The organism is Paraglaciecola arctica (assembly GCF_018861065.1).
In the GTDB taxonomy this organism is placed as follows: Bacteria; Pseudomonadota; Gammaproteobacteria; order Enterobacterales; family Alteromonadaceae; genus Paraglaciecola; species Paraglaciecola arctica_B.
Window position 1 is genome coordinate 489,482 of record NZ_JAHKQO010000036.1, and the last position, 15,555, is coordinate 505,036.

At 38.4% G+C, this 15,555-nt stretch carries 12 protein-coding genes and 1 other RNA gene; 6 read left to right on the forward strand and 7 right to left on the reverse strand.

From position 1 onward, the window contains the following. Positions 1–31: 31 nt before the first annotated feature. On the reverse strand, positions 32–661 hold the full coding sequence (locus KO534_RS15410) for an OmpA family protein (RefSeq protein ID WP_215930587.1): 630 nt from the start codon (positions 659–661) through the stop codon (positions 32–34). A gap of 377 nt (positions 662–1,038) precedes the next feature. On the opposite strand from KO534_RS15410, the gene KO534_RS15415 reads away from it, so the two are divergent. Further along, positions 1,039–2,487, forward strand: coding sequence for a hypothetical protein (locus KO534_RS15415; protein ID WP_215930589.1), 1,449 nt, complete (start codon positions 1,039–1,041; stop codon positions 2,485–2,487). Between the two features lie 57 nt (positions 2,488–2,544). Here KO534_RS15415 and KO534_RS15420 read toward each other — a convergent pair whose 3' ends face one another. Next, a complete protein-coding gene (locus KO534_RS15420; protein WP_215930591.1) occupies positions 2,545–4,131 on the reverse strand; it encodes a cytochrome-c peroxidase in 1,587 nt (528 codons plus the stop codon). A gap of 213 nt (positions 4,132–4,344) precedes the next feature. Between KO534_RS15420 and KO534_RS15425 the strand changes: the two genes are divergently transcribed. The 3 genes from KO534_RS15425 to KO534_RS15435 all read left to right on the forward strand — a co-directional run bounded on the left by KO534_RS15425 (position 4,345) and on the right by KO534_RS15435 (position 7,308). After that, positions 4,345–5,292, forward strand: coding sequence for a CvpA family protein (locus tag KO534_RS15425; RefSeq protein WP_215930593.1), 948 nt, complete (start codon positions 4,345–4,347; stop codon positions 5,290–5,292). 313 nt (positions 5,293–5,605) lie between these two features. Further along, on the forward strand, positions 5,606–6,418 hold the full coding sequence (locus KO534_RS15430) for an SDR family NAD(P)-dependent oxidoreductase (protein ID WP_215930596.1): 813 nt from the start codon (positions 5,606–5,608) through the stop codon (positions 6,416–6,418). Between the two features lie 482 nt (positions 6,419–6,900). Further along, positions 6,901–7,308: a hypothetical protein gene (locus tag KO534_RS15435; protein ID WP_215930598.1), complete on the forward strand. Its 408-nt coding sequence runs from the start codon at positions 6,901–6,903 to the stop codon at positions 7,306–7,308. Positions 7,309–7,411: 103 nt separating this feature from the next. Here KO534_RS15435 and KO534_RS23485 read toward each other — a convergent pair whose 3' ends face one another. Then, entirely contained in the window at positions 7,412–8,170 is a 759-nt protein-coding gene (locus KO534_RS23485) for a PEP-CTERM sorting domain-containing protein (RefSeq protein WP_252732172.1), read from the reverse strand. A 661-nt stretch (positions 8,171–8,831) separates the two neighbouring features. Beyond that, positions 8,832–9,380, reverse strand: a complete 549-nt coding sequence (locus KO534_RS15445; protein WP_215930600.1) for a recombinase family protein — start codon at positions 9,378–9,380, stop codon at positions 8,832–8,834. Positions 9,381–9,759: 379 nt separating this feature from the next. On the opposite strand from KO534_RS15445, the gene KO534_RS15450 reads away from it, so the two are divergent. Together KO534_RS15450 and KO534_RS15455 are read left to right on the forward strand one after the other, a co-directional pair. Continuing rightward, positions 9,760–9,948 (forward strand): hypothetical protein, encoded by a 189-nt coding sequence (locus KO534_RS15450; protein WP_215930602.1) that lies wholly within the window; start codon positions 9,760–9,762, stop codon positions 9,946–9,948. 639 nt (positions 9,949–10,587) lie between these two features. Then, a complete protein-coding gene (locus tag KO534_RS15455; RefSeq protein ID WP_215930604.1) occupies positions 10,588–12,003 on the forward strand; it encodes a hypothetical protein in 1,416 nt (471 codons plus the stop codon). 230 nt (positions 12,004–12,233) lie between these two features. Here the strand turns inward: KO534_RS15455 and KO534_RS23770 are convergent, their stop codons facing one another. From KO534_RS23770 to KO534_RS15470, 3 genes are all read right to left on the reverse strand, one after another. Next, positions 12,234–13,832, reverse strand: a complete 1,599-nt coding sequence (locus KO534_RS23770) for a tyrosine-type recombinase/integrase (protein ID WP_215930606.1) — start codon at positions 13,830–13,832, stop codon at positions 12,234–12,236. A gap of 199 nt (positions 13,833–14,031) precedes the next feature. Continuing rightward, an RNA gene (rnpB, locus tag KO534_RS15465) (RNase P RNA component class A) lies at positions 14,032–14,420 on the reverse strand. A gap of 79 nt (positions 14,421–14,499) precedes the next feature. After that, on the reverse strand, positions 14,500–15,333 hold the full coding sequence (locus KO534_RS15470; protein ID WP_215930608.1) for a transporter substrate-binding domain-containing protein: 834 nt from the start codon (positions 15,331–15,333) through the stop codon (positions 14,500–14,502). Positions 15,334–15,555 lie beyond the last annotated feature (222 nt).

Sequence of the window (15,555 nt, forward strand, 5' to 3'; positions counted from 1 at the left end):
GGACAGCTTTCTTGATTTTTTTAGTGACTAATTAACCTTGTAAAGGAATAACCCTTAGCTCTACTCGTCTATTTTCTTGTCGCCCTTGTGCGCTATCGTTACTTGCTATGGGTTGACTCTCGCCCATGCCAAGGGTTTGTAATCGGCTGGTATCTACGTTTGTACCCTGCAAATAATTTGCGACACTATTAGCTCGTTGCATTGAAAGTTGAGTATTGTAGTTTTTGTCTCCCACAGAATCGGTATGACCTTCAATGCTTAACTTGGTTTTATCGTAACGGTTGAGCACTTTCGCGACGTCCTCTAGTACCGGATAAAATCCGGTTACCAGAGAGGCACTGTCATTAGCAAAAGTGATATTACCTGGAATCGATAAGCGTATATTGTCTCCTTCCCGATACACTTCAACACCACTGTCTGCTAATTCTTCGCGAAACTCCTGCTCTTGTTTGTCCATGTAGTTACCAATTGCGCCACCTGCTAATGCCCCTAAAGCAGCGCCCCATACATAACGGCTCTTATCGTTATCACCGGTACCTTTACCAGCTAACGCTCCAAGTACAGCGCCGATTCCAGCACCTTTTTGGGCGTTGTTAGCATTAGATGCACATCCAGAAATTATAACGCTTGATAATGCCACTGCGATTATTGTGTTTTTCATGTTTACTCCTCAATAACAATCATTAACTCATCCACTAGGAAGCACAAAACATTCCAAAAACAGAAGCAAGGGATTGAGTTTGCATTTTTCTTCATAATCAATAACTTAGAATCTTTAAATCGAGGAGATTTTGAATATCTTAATTTGAGATTGTATCCATAGGACATTATTTACAATCGTTTTGTAAATTTTACTTAGCTTCCTTCAACTAAAGTATAAGTCTCATCGCTACACCACAAGTGTATAATTTGGCTACATTTAACAACAATTGCGTTATGTCTAAACCAATCCTATATTACTACTATGTACATTTTAAGGAGCTACTTCAGGTGAAGTAGATAGGGCTAAACCGAGCATTATTTTACGGATATCGAATTATGCCTTCAACTTTGAGTGATTCGCAGTACACCACTTCAGTTCAAACACTGGTTAAGCAAATACAAAATAATTCAGAAAAAAAGAACTCACTGTTCGAACTTGCCTCTCTTTATTTCACATCATCTGATGCCAATGCGAGAGTATTGCGTGCTTGCCAAGAAAACCTACAAAGTACTCAGGATTACCTAAAAGCCGCCCCTGAATCCAAACGTGCAGCAGCTCATAATCAAGTTAAAAAACTTCAAAAAGAACTGAATGACGAAAAACAAAGACAGCTACTTAAACGACAACATTGCTATAAGAGTATCGCGAATATTTGTATTAATATTTTAAAATTGGCGGAAGGTAACAATCAACAACAAACCAACACCAAAAGTGCCAAATTATTAGCCACGCTTTTTATGTTATCGAGTTCAGAAGGCAAAAACAGAAAGCAAATGCACCAGTTGTACAAACCACTTTATAAGGCAGTATTGGCATTGCGTTTGTTAGACAAAATGCTGTTAGAAAAAAAATTATCTAATACTTATATTGTTGCTCGATATCAGCCCGAGACCCGTTTTTCCTCTGTTCCTAATAAATACACGCAGTTTCAGCTAGATGTCGCAGTGCCTGTAATCATCGCAGCCATAACCCAAGACATAGGTATGCAGCATGTTGAAATACAGCGATTATTAAAAGGCGCTGACGGTTCAATTGACGAATTTAGAGTGTTGGACAAGGAGACTCGCATACCATTGCTTATCATGAATCACGAGCAGACTCAGGATTTTATCTCTAATGGCATCGGTATATCAGTGTATGAGGGAGAAGATCCCAATAAAAAATTACGCTTTGAAAAAAAGCAGAATAATCGTTTAAAATTTGTCTTAGGTTTGCTGTCGGATGCAGTCAAACCCTCTAAAAACAGTATTGGAAATATAATCAAAATCCCTCAGATTTATTCCTCATTTGTTTTGTCTACTAAGCCAGACTACGATTTTCAAGATCTACCAAAAGTAATAACTATTTTGAATAACTCCGCTATACACAGCGCTATCTGCGGCAATGCCAACCTGTGTTTCGTTAACTTAGTAGGGGCTTTTCCTTTGGGGTTTGGCGTTATATATGTGAAAAGTCAGCAGGCAAGTGACCAAATGCCTGTCTATTCGTTCGCAATAGTCACTCGCTTAAATCCACAACAGCCTGATACCCCAACGTGTCGAAAAGTTACAGATATGAGTGAGAGCGGCACTGAGTCAAAAGACTTCAGATTGTTACCAGAAAACAATTTGTTTTATGCCAAGGTACAATCAAAATTGGAAAGCGTGTCCAAAGAAACCCTTGAAAAAACACATCAAGTCCACGTGGCTGAAATTAACGATCTAAAATTACCGAATCATGAACAAGGCTTTTGGAATCCCTATCGTTATTTTAGTATCAACAAACACCAAAACCTTTGGTCTTAATTACTAATACCTCTAAAGAGGATTCAGTTTTTAAGAATCAAACGCTCTGTACATGGACTATAAATAATTACCATCGCTATCAATAGCATCAAGACGCATAGAATCAGGATTACTATCACTTGCATCAGGGATCCACTTACTCAAACATTCTCTGTTTTCAACACAAGGATCCGTGAGCGCTTCAAGAAAAGCCACTAACTCTGATATTTCAGTATCGGTTAAACTAAAGTGCTCAATGCTAGTGATACCTTGCGCTCTATTAGCCTCCAGTTTGTCAATTGCATTTTGGGTATTAACCAACATATCGTAGACTTGAACATCGGCAGGTAATTGAGAAAAATCATAATTGTTTAATTCTGCTTGGGGATCTAAATGAGTGCGAATCGCTTGCTCTAATGTTGCAGATGCTCCGGCATGTCCCCATGGCCCTGTTGCAGTGACATTGATTAACGAGGGAGTTCTAAATGCGTATTTATCTTTTTCATCTCCTGACTCCCTATATCGACCAAAGTCCTCAGTACCGTGTTCGCCATCACCTTTGCCACGACCAACCTGCGCCATACCGATTACATGAAATTCTTCGTCAGTAAAAAAGTCGCCGAAATGACAAGCGCTGCAATTTGCACCGCCATCTACATAATTACCAAAAAACAACTTAGCACCACGTTTCGCAACATCGCTAATCGCCGAATCATCACCTTGCACATACGCCTTCCAAGGCGTTTCCACAAACACCTGTGAACTTTCGTATTCACCAATGGCTTTTGCAATATTGTCGAATGTAATTAGTTCTTCTGCACTTGCATCAGGATTAGCAAAGCCTTCTCTAAATTCTGCTAACCAGTTATTAACCGCCAACTTACCACCTAAAGGATCACCATAATCCCCCAAACGTTGTTCTAAGTTTTCTCTCACTTGGTGATTATCCGTACCTCCAAAATTACTGAAATTTTTCATTTCTTCATCTGAAGTGACCGGAAACCTGGCTTGAGCCACCACCAAATTGTCGCCTGCGTAATCATCATTTTTAGCAAAAGGAACATCAGGAGTACGGATCCCTAAGCCATCTTTACCACCCATTTTTGGGGTTTTCCCTAAACTCTCAACACGGCCATCGTGAAACAAATAATCATCCCATAGAGCAACATTAAAGGTTGTCGGCGAATTTCTAGGCACCGTTGGCCCACCATCAAAGTGATCACCATCAACTCTATGCAAACGACCAGGGCCTAATAAATCCACTACTTCTGCATCAACTCCAATTGGCAAAGCCAAGTCATCGCCACCACCTAACATAGGATGATGACAGGTGACACAAGCGGAATCGAAATCCCCTCCTAAACTCTTAGTAAAAAACAATTTCATTCCCAACTGAGCCATAGGCTCCTCTACGTCAGGTATTGCTCTATCAGTACTAGGGTCACCTGTGAGCTCATTTTTAACAATAATAGCTCTAAGTTCTGAATCTAAAATCGAATTAGTTTGATCAGTAGGAGGGGTGATTACGCCCTTATTGGAATCATCACCGCTACAAGCAACTAAGGTTATTGTTAAGGCTCCCAAAAACATGTTATTTATCATAGAACTGTGTTTGAAAAAGAAAGACGGATTAGGTTGGGTTAACTGTGGGTGATTCAGATACATGTAGTATTTTTACCTAGAAAAATGTTTATCACTATCTTGAGAATAAAATATTCGACAATAATTTAAAGAGGTGAAATAAAATACTATTTAATGAGGATTAATCAAGCACTTTGATTGATATAATTTGTATTAGGCGCTTTAGTCTTGGGGTATCTGCCAGTATAGTGTTGAAAAACTACCAGTATACGACTTTCGCCCTAAAAGGAAAAATACATGATCGGCATTGCGATTTTCTCAATAGTGTTACTTTATTTCATCTACCGCGGTTACCGACTTGGTTTAGGTTTAGTATTGACTCGTTTTGCGAGCCTAATAGGTGCCTATTTTATCGCCATCAAATTTGCAGCAAAAGGCGCAACCTTAGTCAGTGAAAAAACGCCACTTGAAGGACTTGCAGCCTATTTTATCGCAGCCTTTGCAATATTTATTGTCAGCGCCATTGTTATTTCTATCATATTAAGAATTCTACTCCATATCCTAGGAAAGGGGACTGATGAAGACTCTAAAATGGCTATACCCGGTGCGATAACCAATGGTGTAGTGGGGGTATTTGTGGGATTGGGCTTGGTCTGGATCGCCAATATGGCAAGCACTGCGTTAACCCAAGGCGAATTACCAGCAGACAACCTCGTTAACAATTGGTCACAAAAACTAGTGGGCGGCACAATCGATACAGTGCTGAGCCAACAATTCCCCGAGGCACCACAATTAGTTGGGGTAGCGTCTTATGCCTTGAAGAATCCAGCTAGTAGTATCAAAGATGGTATCGACCTTTCGAATGACCCAGATGTGCAACGACTGGTCAACAGTAGTAAAATTAAACGTATGGTAAATAACAAGGATGTACTTGGATTAATGGTTGCTCCAGAAATCAACGCCGTACTCGATAAACAAGCAGTACAGCGTATTCTAGATGGAACCAATGTTTTAGGTGATGTTGATGTAACCGACAAAACCGCCGTGAAAATGCGAGTTACTCAAGAAGTTATGACAACACTTGCACGTGTTGAACTAGTCAAACAAAATCCTCGCTTTAAGCAGCTTTCAAATGACGCGGAACTGTCGCGCATGTTAAACAAAGGTGATGTGTTTGGCTTATTAGCCAGCCCTAAAGTTAAAGAGATGGCACAAATTGTCATGGACTCAGGGGTAATCAAATAACTCAGCGATAAATTGGCAGCCTTTAGGTCTCTAAGGGCTGCATCACTCCGTTAATTTTAACATTTTTGTTCGACAGCCTTAGATCTAAGGCCAACAAAAAAGCAGCTCTGCCAAAGTTGATTATCTACAAAATCGGAATTCTGATTCCATTCAAAGAGCATTTATTCCTCATTTCGATATAGCTATGCTGTATGTACTAGTGCAAACGCCAGTTTATAAACAACGATTTAAACACACAGCGTCGACATAAAAGCAGCGTGTACAACAGTTGCCAAAAGCCGGCTTCCCAATCTCAATGAATAGGACTAAGAAGATGAAAAAAACAATTTTACTGACAGGAGCCACTGACGGAATTGGTTTTGAAGCGGCTAAAAAATTAATATCAAAGGGCCACACTTTGTTGATACATGGCCGCAACCAAGAAAAATTAGAACAAGTCAAACACAGTCTCTCGCAATTATATAGTCAGGCCAATATCGAAACCTATATTGCAGATTTTTCTAAATTGGCTGATGTTCAAGCTTTTGCCGAGGCGGTCAAAAAGCAACATACAAAAATTGACGTGTTAATTAACAACGCTGGTGTATTTAAAATACCTCATCCAATAACTGATACCGGTCTTGATATTAGGTTTGTGGTCAATACTTTAGCGCCATTCGTGTTAACACAACAACTTATGCCACTTTTCAACTCAACAGGACGAGTTATCAATTTATCTTCTGCTGCACAAGCGCCCGTTAGTTTAGATGCCTTAAAGGGCTTACAGATGTTGTCAGATAATGCCGCCTATGCCCAAAGTAAATTGGCGATCACCATGTGGACCGTACATCTAGCTGCGACTCTAGGAGCGGAAGCGCCCTCTATTATTGCAATCAATCCAGCATCATTTCTCGGTAGCAAAATGGTCAAGGAAGCCTACGGCTCAGACGGAAAAGACTTAGGAATTGGGGCAGATATATTAACCCGAGCAGCACTTAGCGATGAATTCGAAGGTAAAACCGGTAAGTATTTTGATAACGATATAGGTAATTGGGCTGCTCCACATCCTGATGCGCTTAGCGAAGCCAAAAACCGTGAGTTAGTTAATGTCATGCAAGAAATACTCAGCAAGCACGCTAGCGAATAACGGCAGATAAATTAATTATGATGTGACCTGAACACAAATAGGAAAACCTTTAATTTGTCGCGACAATCGTTACGACAATATAGATACGAAAAATAGCTACAACTAGAATAAGATCCCTTATTCTACTGTAGCAATTTTTGTAGCACTTAATCTCAAAAATAGAGATAAACACTTTTAAAACAATTAGTTGGAGTTGGCCTATAAGCCGAGACTAGTACCCTTTAGTTGCTGTAATAGTGGTTTAGGCCTTTATTGTAGGGCATTTCAGAGGAACTGTGTACCAGTTTGTGTACCATTTGTGTACCAGCTATTGACCCGCCCCCCACAGCAAGCAGGGCCAGAAAGTAGCATTTCCCTAATATTCATTTAATTGGATTTGTGTTTTAATTCTGTTTGTATGGCAGATTGCTGTAATCAAATGTATGTAGAAGTGAGTGTGTTACTAAGACTTCTATATTATTAGGGATTAACGGAGTACATAAATGGAAGATATACAGAAACAAGAGAGCGAAGTCAGTGAGTTAAAATCTAATGACAAAAGCTCAAGTTTAGACCAAGTAAACACATGGTTAAGCATAATCATCAAATTAGTGGGTATAGGTGTATTACTTGCCTCATTCTTAGTGGGTAAGTCTTTTTATCAGCAATATGCTCATTATGGACCTGATTGTAAGAAGCAAGTGTCTAGCTTCCAAGGTTGGATTGATTCGGGCGATGGTGAAAAAGGTAAAATTGTATCCGTAAACAAATCTCGCTTACAAACTCAGAATGGAACAACGCAGTGCTATGGTGTGTTTCAGGTTAAAAGTGGTGAATACAAAAAGTGGGAAGGCCGTGTTACTGAGCTTATGGATAAGCAAATTATTGGTTTGGCTGGAGTAACCTATTAACTTCATACAAACATTTAAGAGTAATTCCCAACGCTTGTCATTTTTGGCTTCGCGTTGGGTTTGTGTTTACGGCGCAATGGTTTAGGTTAGGTAGTTCCGTTACTCACACCTTAAATCTACGTATTGCTAAACCAATTAGGCCTAATGCGAAGATGGCAAGGGTTGATGGCTCTGGTACGGAAGCGGCGATATTTTCAAAAGAACCTTCCGAAGCCACAATTGAACGACCATCATATTTTACGAGGGCTGTTCCCCCTGTGACGTATGATGCCCAACCGAAATTAAGGCTTGAAACACCGGAAGTCAAATGATGGGGGGCAACCTCCGTCGAAATCTCGAACCCCCCCGGTGTCTTGGCATCAGCGAATCGTATTGAGCTCCCTATGCTGTTTAGGATGTTGTTATAATTAGCTACCCCTGCGCTGGCGAGATTTTCACCAAAAAAGAGAACGTTATTGCCTGCGTTAATAAAGCTCAATACTGCTGCCGCCTCCTGTGTAGAGAGTGGTGGTGGAGAATCGCCAAAACCAAAATCTAAAACAAGTAAGCCATATGTGGATATCAAAGCAGAAGTTATCGAACTGCCTGTTGATGATGTGTTAACACCGGCAATACCATCATAATACGTTCGAAGATTAGTGCTGTAAGGGAAAGAGCGGTCAGGGGTATTTCGAGTATTGAATAAAACCTGCGTGTCACCCCCTAATATGTTAGAGAATAACGATTGGTTCCCACTTTGGCTTATCACATTGGAGCTAGAGATTATATTAACATCGCCCATAACTATTAAGCCTGCATTAGCGAATCTACTAACGATCAATACACAACTTAAAAGGACAACCTGTAAAACTTTCAATTTCATTTTAATTTCCTTATTAACCCTTCACTAATAATTTAGGAAGGCATCCGTTAAAACACCGAGTGATTACTGTACAGCAAAAAATACACCAGAAAAATAAAATTGATAGTTAAAACCACCTATTTTACAAGACCGGTGTTTAACAGCTGGTGGCTAGCCTTTAGAGGACTTCTGTATTTTTCTAAAATATCTATCCGAGTCATAATATTAAACCATGACGGTACAAGTATTTGGCTATACACAAGCACCGAAATCTCAGCTTTGTTCCAACACCTTTTTGTTATTAATCAATCACTATGTAATTATTATTCTCATCAAGTGTTAAGGTTAATCCATTATACATATGATGTTCAAATTCATGTTCGGTAGCGATTGCAATCATCTCTTTTAGTATCTCCGGACAACGCCTATATTTGTATTTGAGCATTAGAATATTCAATTCCGGTTCAACCCTCATTTTGTGGATACGCTTTATATTGTCTTCAACCCTTTGAACCCGAGGATCTTTAAATAAAAAATTCAGTAGACTAAACATTACACTATTTCCCTGTATATATTGTTTTCAGACTATAGACGACCAAAGTTAAAATTAAAATCTTTTTGAATGTTCCTTTGTTCAGCGGTATCTATAGACTGTTGCACTCCACTCGTTAGATTTAGATAGCTAAGCTTTTAAGTATCGATACAGAGTAGACTCCCCTATCTTGAGTTGGTGGGCTGTAGCCGACTTAGACATTCCACCAGCGATAAGATCTTTAGCTGTTTTGATTACAGTAGGATCTAGCGCTTTCCTGCCAGTATATTTGCCTTCTGCTTTGGCACGAGCTATTCCTATTGCCTGACGTTCCAGTAGTAGGTCTTTTTCCATCTTTGCAGTAGCAGCTAATATTGTGAATACCAGTTCACCAGCAGGCGTATCCAGATCAACTCCCAAATTATCTATAACTAACCTAACGCCTTTAGATTTTAACTGGGTAGCAACCTCTAGCACTTCGGAGGTGTTTCTTCCAATCCTACTTACCTCTCTAACTATTAATCTATCCCCATTAACTAATTGATTAATCAGCTTTTGAAATTTAGGTCTATCTGTAGTGGTGCCTGTGAACTGCTCAGTCACTGAGAAGTCATGTGTGTGTTTGCCAGCTAGGTACTCAGCTTGCTGTGCTACGTTCTGTTCATTAGTACTGGTTCGTGAATAAATGTAAGTGGTCATTGGCTGATTTAATTCTCTTTAGAGTCTAGAGTAAAAGATAATACTCTCTTTAGGGTGCTATAGCAATCTTTAGAGGCATATAAGTAACCCTTCTTTTAGGGAGTGCCCTAAATAGAAAATTACATTTGTAGTTACTTATTCGAACTTGTACTCTTTGGGGGAATACTTTATTCGACTACACTGAATACCACATAAGCTCCTGTATGGCATTATAAGAGACTCCATTGTTAACTTGTAGGTTAGCTTAGGTTGTAGGGAGATAGTCCAGTGAGAAGCCATACAGAGACTCTGAGGGCATTTAGTTGCCTGCTACAGATGTAGGTTAGGTATTTTCATGTAATAATCTATATTTTAGGTATTTATTTGTTTGGGGAGGGACTTGTTAAGCAATACAGCCAATCAGAGCTTTAATGACTCTTGGTGTATTCTTTTTTATCAACTTGAGCAGCCAAGGCAAGCACAAGAAAGAAAAGAAGTGCTTAATATTTATACTCAAGTGGATAATATTCTAGTAGTAACTACTGTAGTTAATCCTATTTCTCTTTGTTTTTCTTTTCTTGAGAAATAGAACCCTATTAGTAACTACTCTAGTAGTATACTTAAGTAGTACTTCTTTTTAATCTTTTTATCTTCTTTTATTACATGTTGATTTACCATGTTGTTGTTAATCATACACGAAGTGATTTTTAAAGGGCTACAGAGGAGTTTTTCTAAAATAGGTGTGTTTTCTATTAAAGCCTTTGTAAAGACTATCTGAGGTTCGTATTGTAGTTCTTATTCAAGTAGCACTATTGGGGGGGAGATATTTTATTTCTAATATAACTAACACCATAAAAGCGTCTACAACAAACCCTAAGAGACTTTAACACTTAAGCAGCGGGTACTTGGTCATAGGTGGATATCATCATATAGAGTTATAACAACAAACTATTACTAAAACTATACAGGTTAATCCATTAAAACAAAAGCAAAGTCGTTTATAATCAATTACTTACGTTATTATTAAGTTCTTTTTTTTATTTAGCAATTTAGATACGTTACTTTATTCATTTGTTAAACAAACAAGGTCTAGTTAAATCCTTATTTTTCAATGATATATAGAAAAACGTCCACATATGAGAATAATAATACAATATAATAGTATTGAATGAGACATTCTTTGGTAGTTATCTTACTTAACTATTGTTTATCTTTAAGGAATTAGCTAATGGTTTTTAAACCCTCTATGCCACCTTCTACTTTGGCTATTTTACTAAAACACAAGTGGATTGATGAAGAGCTATCTAGGTCTCTGTATAAGCACAATTACAAGGAAAGTGAAGAGCTAAATTTAGCCGTCAAGAACCTAGTAAGAGAGTATTCACTTAAAGAATTAACAAATAATCGTAGAACCTATGCTATTAAAGTTTTGTTAATAGATTTATTAGTTAGATACAAACTTACTAATGGAGAAGGAAGTATAGGTATTTTTCTTAGTAGGACTGGAGCAGGTAATACAAAAAGAGAGCAGTATCATTTATTGAAAGTCAACGGTAGCATTTTAGGTGAGATCGTTAATGAGCTTCAAAATCACGAATTATTAGAAAAGCAGAAAGGGTTTCTCGGACACTCAACTAAATTAAGAGCAAAACCAAAGCTAATTACTTTCCTCAAAGAGCATCATATAAGCATTGATAAGATTGGAGCTAAGGTCTGGCCAATTCGTATTGAAAATCAATATGGCTGGTACGAGGATATGGATGAAGAAAAAGCAAAGGGGTATGGATTAGAAACTCTTAACAAGATGAATACATTACTTGCCGCTAGTTCGATTCAAATTGGCAGCAATAACATTTACATATTTGAGAAAAGGTTAGTTAGGCTCTTCAAAAGTGAAGCCGAAACAGCTACGGAGCATTATGGCAGGATACATGGTCCAATTTGGCAATCAGTCAAGAGAGAGTATAGACAATTCATAAGAATAAACGGAGATAATACCGTTGAATATGATATTTGCTCTGCGTTTCCTGCTCTTGCTTATGCTCAGAGTGGATGGGATGTTACCAAATCAGCAGAACAAAAAAGAAAAGCATATGATGTTAATTGTCTAGACACTAAAATTAAAAAATTACGAGATCTAGTAAAACTTGCTTTTCTTTGCATGCTCAACGGTGAATCTCAAGACAGTGCAGTCAAAGCTATTGCACGGGAAATAAGTAAAAAACGCTTAAAATATATACTTCCCGAAGGAGTTAAAGCAAGAACGATAGTTGAAGAGCTTGAGAATAAACACAAAAACTTACAAGACTGGTTCTATAATTGTGCATGGAAGGAATTAAGTATGCTGGAGTCAAACGTCTGTGTTGATGTTATCTCGCATTTTGCAAATAAAAATATTCCTGTGTTACCTGTACACGATAGTTTTGTTATTCAAGAACAGTATGGTGATGAGCTCAAGAAAGTGCTGATTAAATCATTTGAAAAGGAGGCAAACTATGAATTTAAATTTCCTGAACTACTTGTCGAGAGAAAAAAGAAAGAGAACAGTTATCTCGAAGAATATGCCAAAGATGCTTTAGACTTAGCGAGGTTATTCAAAGAAACATATAAGAATAAGAATAAGAATAAATTATTTAAGACTTAAATTGAAAATAACTCCTAATCGGCACTTTAAGAGCCACCAGACAGAAGCAATAGGGTAGCTAGGGTCATAGGGAGATATCCTCTCACAGAGCCTCTCAAGCACCTTAAAACGGATGTTTAATAACTTACCTGCTTATAAAGTTACTTATCACTTCTAAAATGATAATTACAGAGCAAAGAAAAGAATACCAATGAAATCTAAATTGTAAAAGAGCCAGATAAATAAATCCCCTAGTCTAATTTTATTCGCTCAATGGCCTTACTCAAAGCGGGTAGAGCTATTGCATCCATATAGTATTTGTTCAACGTGTTTTGCCTCTTACTATGTCCGATAATTTGTTGAGTGGTGGTCTCATTTGTCCCTTGTGTTGTAAGTTCAGTCGCTACAAAGTGCCTTAAACTGTAAAGTGATAGAGATTTATTCGAATCGGTTTCGTCTGCAATGCTTAAGTTAGGCTTGATATTATTGGAGTAGAATCTGGTTAGGAACTTACTATTTTCAGAAAACAGTTTATCTCCTGACTCTTTCACAAACTCAATGAAGCCCATTGAAATTAGCTCGCTATGTATGGGTACCCTCCTAACCGAATCTTTCGTCTTAACTTGACCATTCTCATCAGTAACCATAATGTACCAATAGCCATCCTCTTCACGAATATCAGTTTTCCGAAGCTGCATAATCTCACCATTACGCATACCTGTATGTGACATTACTAGGACTGGCCACTTCTTGTTAACATCACTTTGTTCTTTACAGTACGCTACTATCTGCTTCACTTGCTTTAGCGTAAAAGCTCCCCTAACTCCCTTCTTGCCACTAATTTCACGTCGCATTTTAGTCAGAGGACTGACATCTAAAATATGTTCGTCCATAACGTACCGAAAAAATGACTGTAATAGTTTCTTATAGTTCTTAATAGCTGTGCCGGATATGCTTAAATCATCATTAACATTACCGTCTATAGCTGCGTTGTACCTTTCCTCGATAATCATTACATTGAAAGGTTTGATATTTCCAAGGGGCATATTTTCCACAACATCCCGAAAGAAGTCATCCAACTCCTTACCAGTAATTTTATTTAACGGGATTGAACCTAGATGAAGGGACACTACCTTGCCTATATACTCATTATCTCTAAGTATCTTTGACGTCCATGCAGCTCTTTTTTCGCCTTTAACTGGACTCAATTTCCCTTGTTTCCCAGCTTCTAAAAATCCTTCCATGTAATCAGATAGAGGGTTTAAATCAGGTTCCTCAAAGACTTTATCAACTCGTTGTTTGGGCTTACCTTGGATTGAATCCAGCAACTCCTTTGCTTCTTCTATTGAGCCAGACTCTATTAGCTTCCTTAGTCTAAACGCTTGCGAGTATATACCCGTTAATTTTTCCTCAGCTTTAGCCAACTCAAGACCTACGTCTAATGGCTCCCAATCCTCATCATCTGTTTTTTCCATAATGGCTCTAGCAAGCCTATCGCAAAACAATTTAGCTTGTTGAGGAGGATTAATTTTTGAACCGTACAATCGATCTAGTTTATATTCTAAAATCGGCTTAGTTGCTGGTGGCTCCTTAACTCCCTGAATATTGCTAGGTAACTGCGTATAATTCTGGTGTTCAAATAACGACGATAGATAATAACTTTCATATTCTCTTGAAAGAGTCTTAGCTTCTGTACTTTCTAAATCCAAAATAGCAATACCACTGTTCAAGATATCTCTTTTTATATTTACAATCCTTTGTGTGATCTCATCATTGCCCATTTTTGATAGATTTTCCCTAGCGTTAAATGAAGGTAATAATATATTGATTATCTTAAGTGCTGTATACACACACTTTACTTTGAGAGATATGCGAATTAACGAGGATTTATTACGAATATTTAAATAGTAACAACCCTTTCTTACGATCGTATAAGGAACCTTAATAGGCTTTGTGTGTGCCAAAATGTGTACCAAATACAAGTCTTGGCTTAAAAACCCACCCAAATAAAATCTCTAACTCATTGATAAAAAAAGATTTTATTGGGTGAGACGGAGCTGCCCTATAAGCCGGGTTCTGTGAAGCTTGTTCGAAAACAAACCGCGACAATCATTCATCTAGGCCAGCAATCGCTCACTGGCTCCAGCAACACACCCGATCTCAACGTGGGCCACGCCATATGAGATCCTATTTGGTCTTGCTCCGGGTGGAGTTTACCTTGCCGTATACTGTTGCCAGCAACGCGGTGCGCTCTTACCGCACCCTTTCACCCTTACCGAATTGTTACGAATAACAAAATGGCGGTCTTCTCTCTGCTGCACTTGTCGTCGGCTCACGCCGCCCAGGCGTTACCTGGCACCCTGCCCTATGGAGCCCGGACTTTCCTCCCTTTAGAAATTCACGAATGAAAACTAAACGGCGATTGTCTGGCCAACTCCGCGGCGGATTTTACGCAGGTTGTAGATTAGATACAATCACAATTCTGAAACAATTATCGCTGCTGGGGAACTGCTGGTATTAATGAATCTGATGCCATAAACGTGTATCAGCCAAAGGCGCTGATTGTGGTAGAAACGGATTTGAAAGTGTATGAATGACCCTAGAGCCAATTTTCCCCCTCGACAAGGCTACTTTATGTGCTGGATAGTTATAAAAAAGCTGGTCAAAACTACCGTCTTCAATGGCTTGGTTCAAACCATACTCTAAGCGCTGGGCTAAGGATTTATTATCTTTTTGAACAAAAAAATACATGGCTGCGGGGTAATAAAGTAGATGGTTACTTTCAACCACTAGATTTTTGAATTGAAGTTTTTTCAACTCAGCCCAAGGCTCTAAAATAGACCTAGGAAAATAATCATAGTGCCCTTTACTTAGGCTAGTGTAAAAACTATTGGACCAATTTGAAGTTTCTACCTGGAAACCGTTTGCTCGCAATACATCGGTATCCGCCCAGTCTGTGCCTTGTATTGCGACCATATCTTTGATTTTCTGAATACTCTGTGTGCGGGTGAATTCCTGTTGTTTATTATCTTGAATCACCATCACGCGATAACCAATAAGCCCCTTTAATATTGGGATCATAATCGGCAATAATTCTTGTTCCCTTTGTTTTGATGTGACTGTCCACATCACATCAAGCTCTCCGTTGTTTAGGCTCATTAGTTTTCGTTGATACACCATAGAGGTCCCCAAATGTTGCAAACTAGCAGGGCCAAATTTATGTTCGGCTTTATCTATGGCTAGTTGAAGTAATGCAACATAGTAGGTTTTTTGTTGGTCACGATACTGTTTGGAACTGACATGTTTAATAATTTCAATGGACGCGTTGCTAGTCGTTATGAATAATGACATCACCAGAACACAGCCCAGCTTAATAGATAATTTCTTTATTACGAAAAACACAAATGACAACTTATTAATGGAGTAAGTATTAATTGCACTGTGGTTCCTGAAAAAGTAAATAACTTGTAAATTACAATATATTACGACTATGGCATTTGCACAAGGCGCACAATTTAGCTTAACTATCTGGCATTTAATTTAAGTATTAGCAAATTTAAGCCTTAGCCATAC

Excerpts from the sequence above, each read along its gene's own strand:
- KO534_RS15470 (WP_215930608.1), bottom strand. The coding sequence starts at position 15,333 with ATGTCATTATTCATAACGACTAGCAACGCGTCCATTGAAATTATTAAA.
- KO534_RS15430 (WP_215930596.1), top strand. The coding sequence starts at position 5,606 with ATGAAAAAAACAATTTTACTGACAGGAGCCACTGACGGAATTGGTTTT.
- KO534_RS23485 (WP_252732172.1), bottom strand. The coding sequence starts at position 8,170 with ATGAAATTGAAAGTTTTACAGGTTGTCCTTTTAAGTTGTGTATTGATC.
- KO534_RS15410 (WP_215930587.1), bottom strand. The coding sequence starts at position 661 with ATGAAAAACACAATAATCGCAGTGGCATTATCAAGCGTTATAATTTCT.
- KO534_RS15425 (WP_215930593.1), top strand. The coding sequence starts at position 4,345 with ATGATCGGCATTGCGATTTTCTCAATAGTGTTACTTTATTTCATCTAC.
- KO534_RS15455 (WP_215930604.1), top strand. The coding sequence starts at position 10,588 with ATGGTTTTTAAACCCTCTATGCCACCTTCTACTTTGGCTATTTTACTA.
- KO534_RS15445 (WP_215930600.1), bottom strand. The coding sequence starts at position 9,380 with ATGACCACTTACATTTATTCACGAACCAGTACTAATGAACAGAACGTA.
- KO534_RS15435 (WP_215930598.1), top strand. The coding sequence starts at position 6,901 with ATGGAAGATATACAGAAACAAGAGAGCGAAGTCAGTGAGTTAAAATCT.
- KO534_RS15415 (WP_215930589.1), top strand. The coding sequence starts at position 1,039 with ATGCCTTCAACTTTGAGTGATTCGCAGTACACCACTTCAGTTCAAACA.
- KO534_RS15420 (WP_215930591.1), bottom strand. The coding sequence starts at position 4,131 with ATGTATCTGAATCACCCACAGTTAACCCAACCTAATCCGTCTTTCTTT.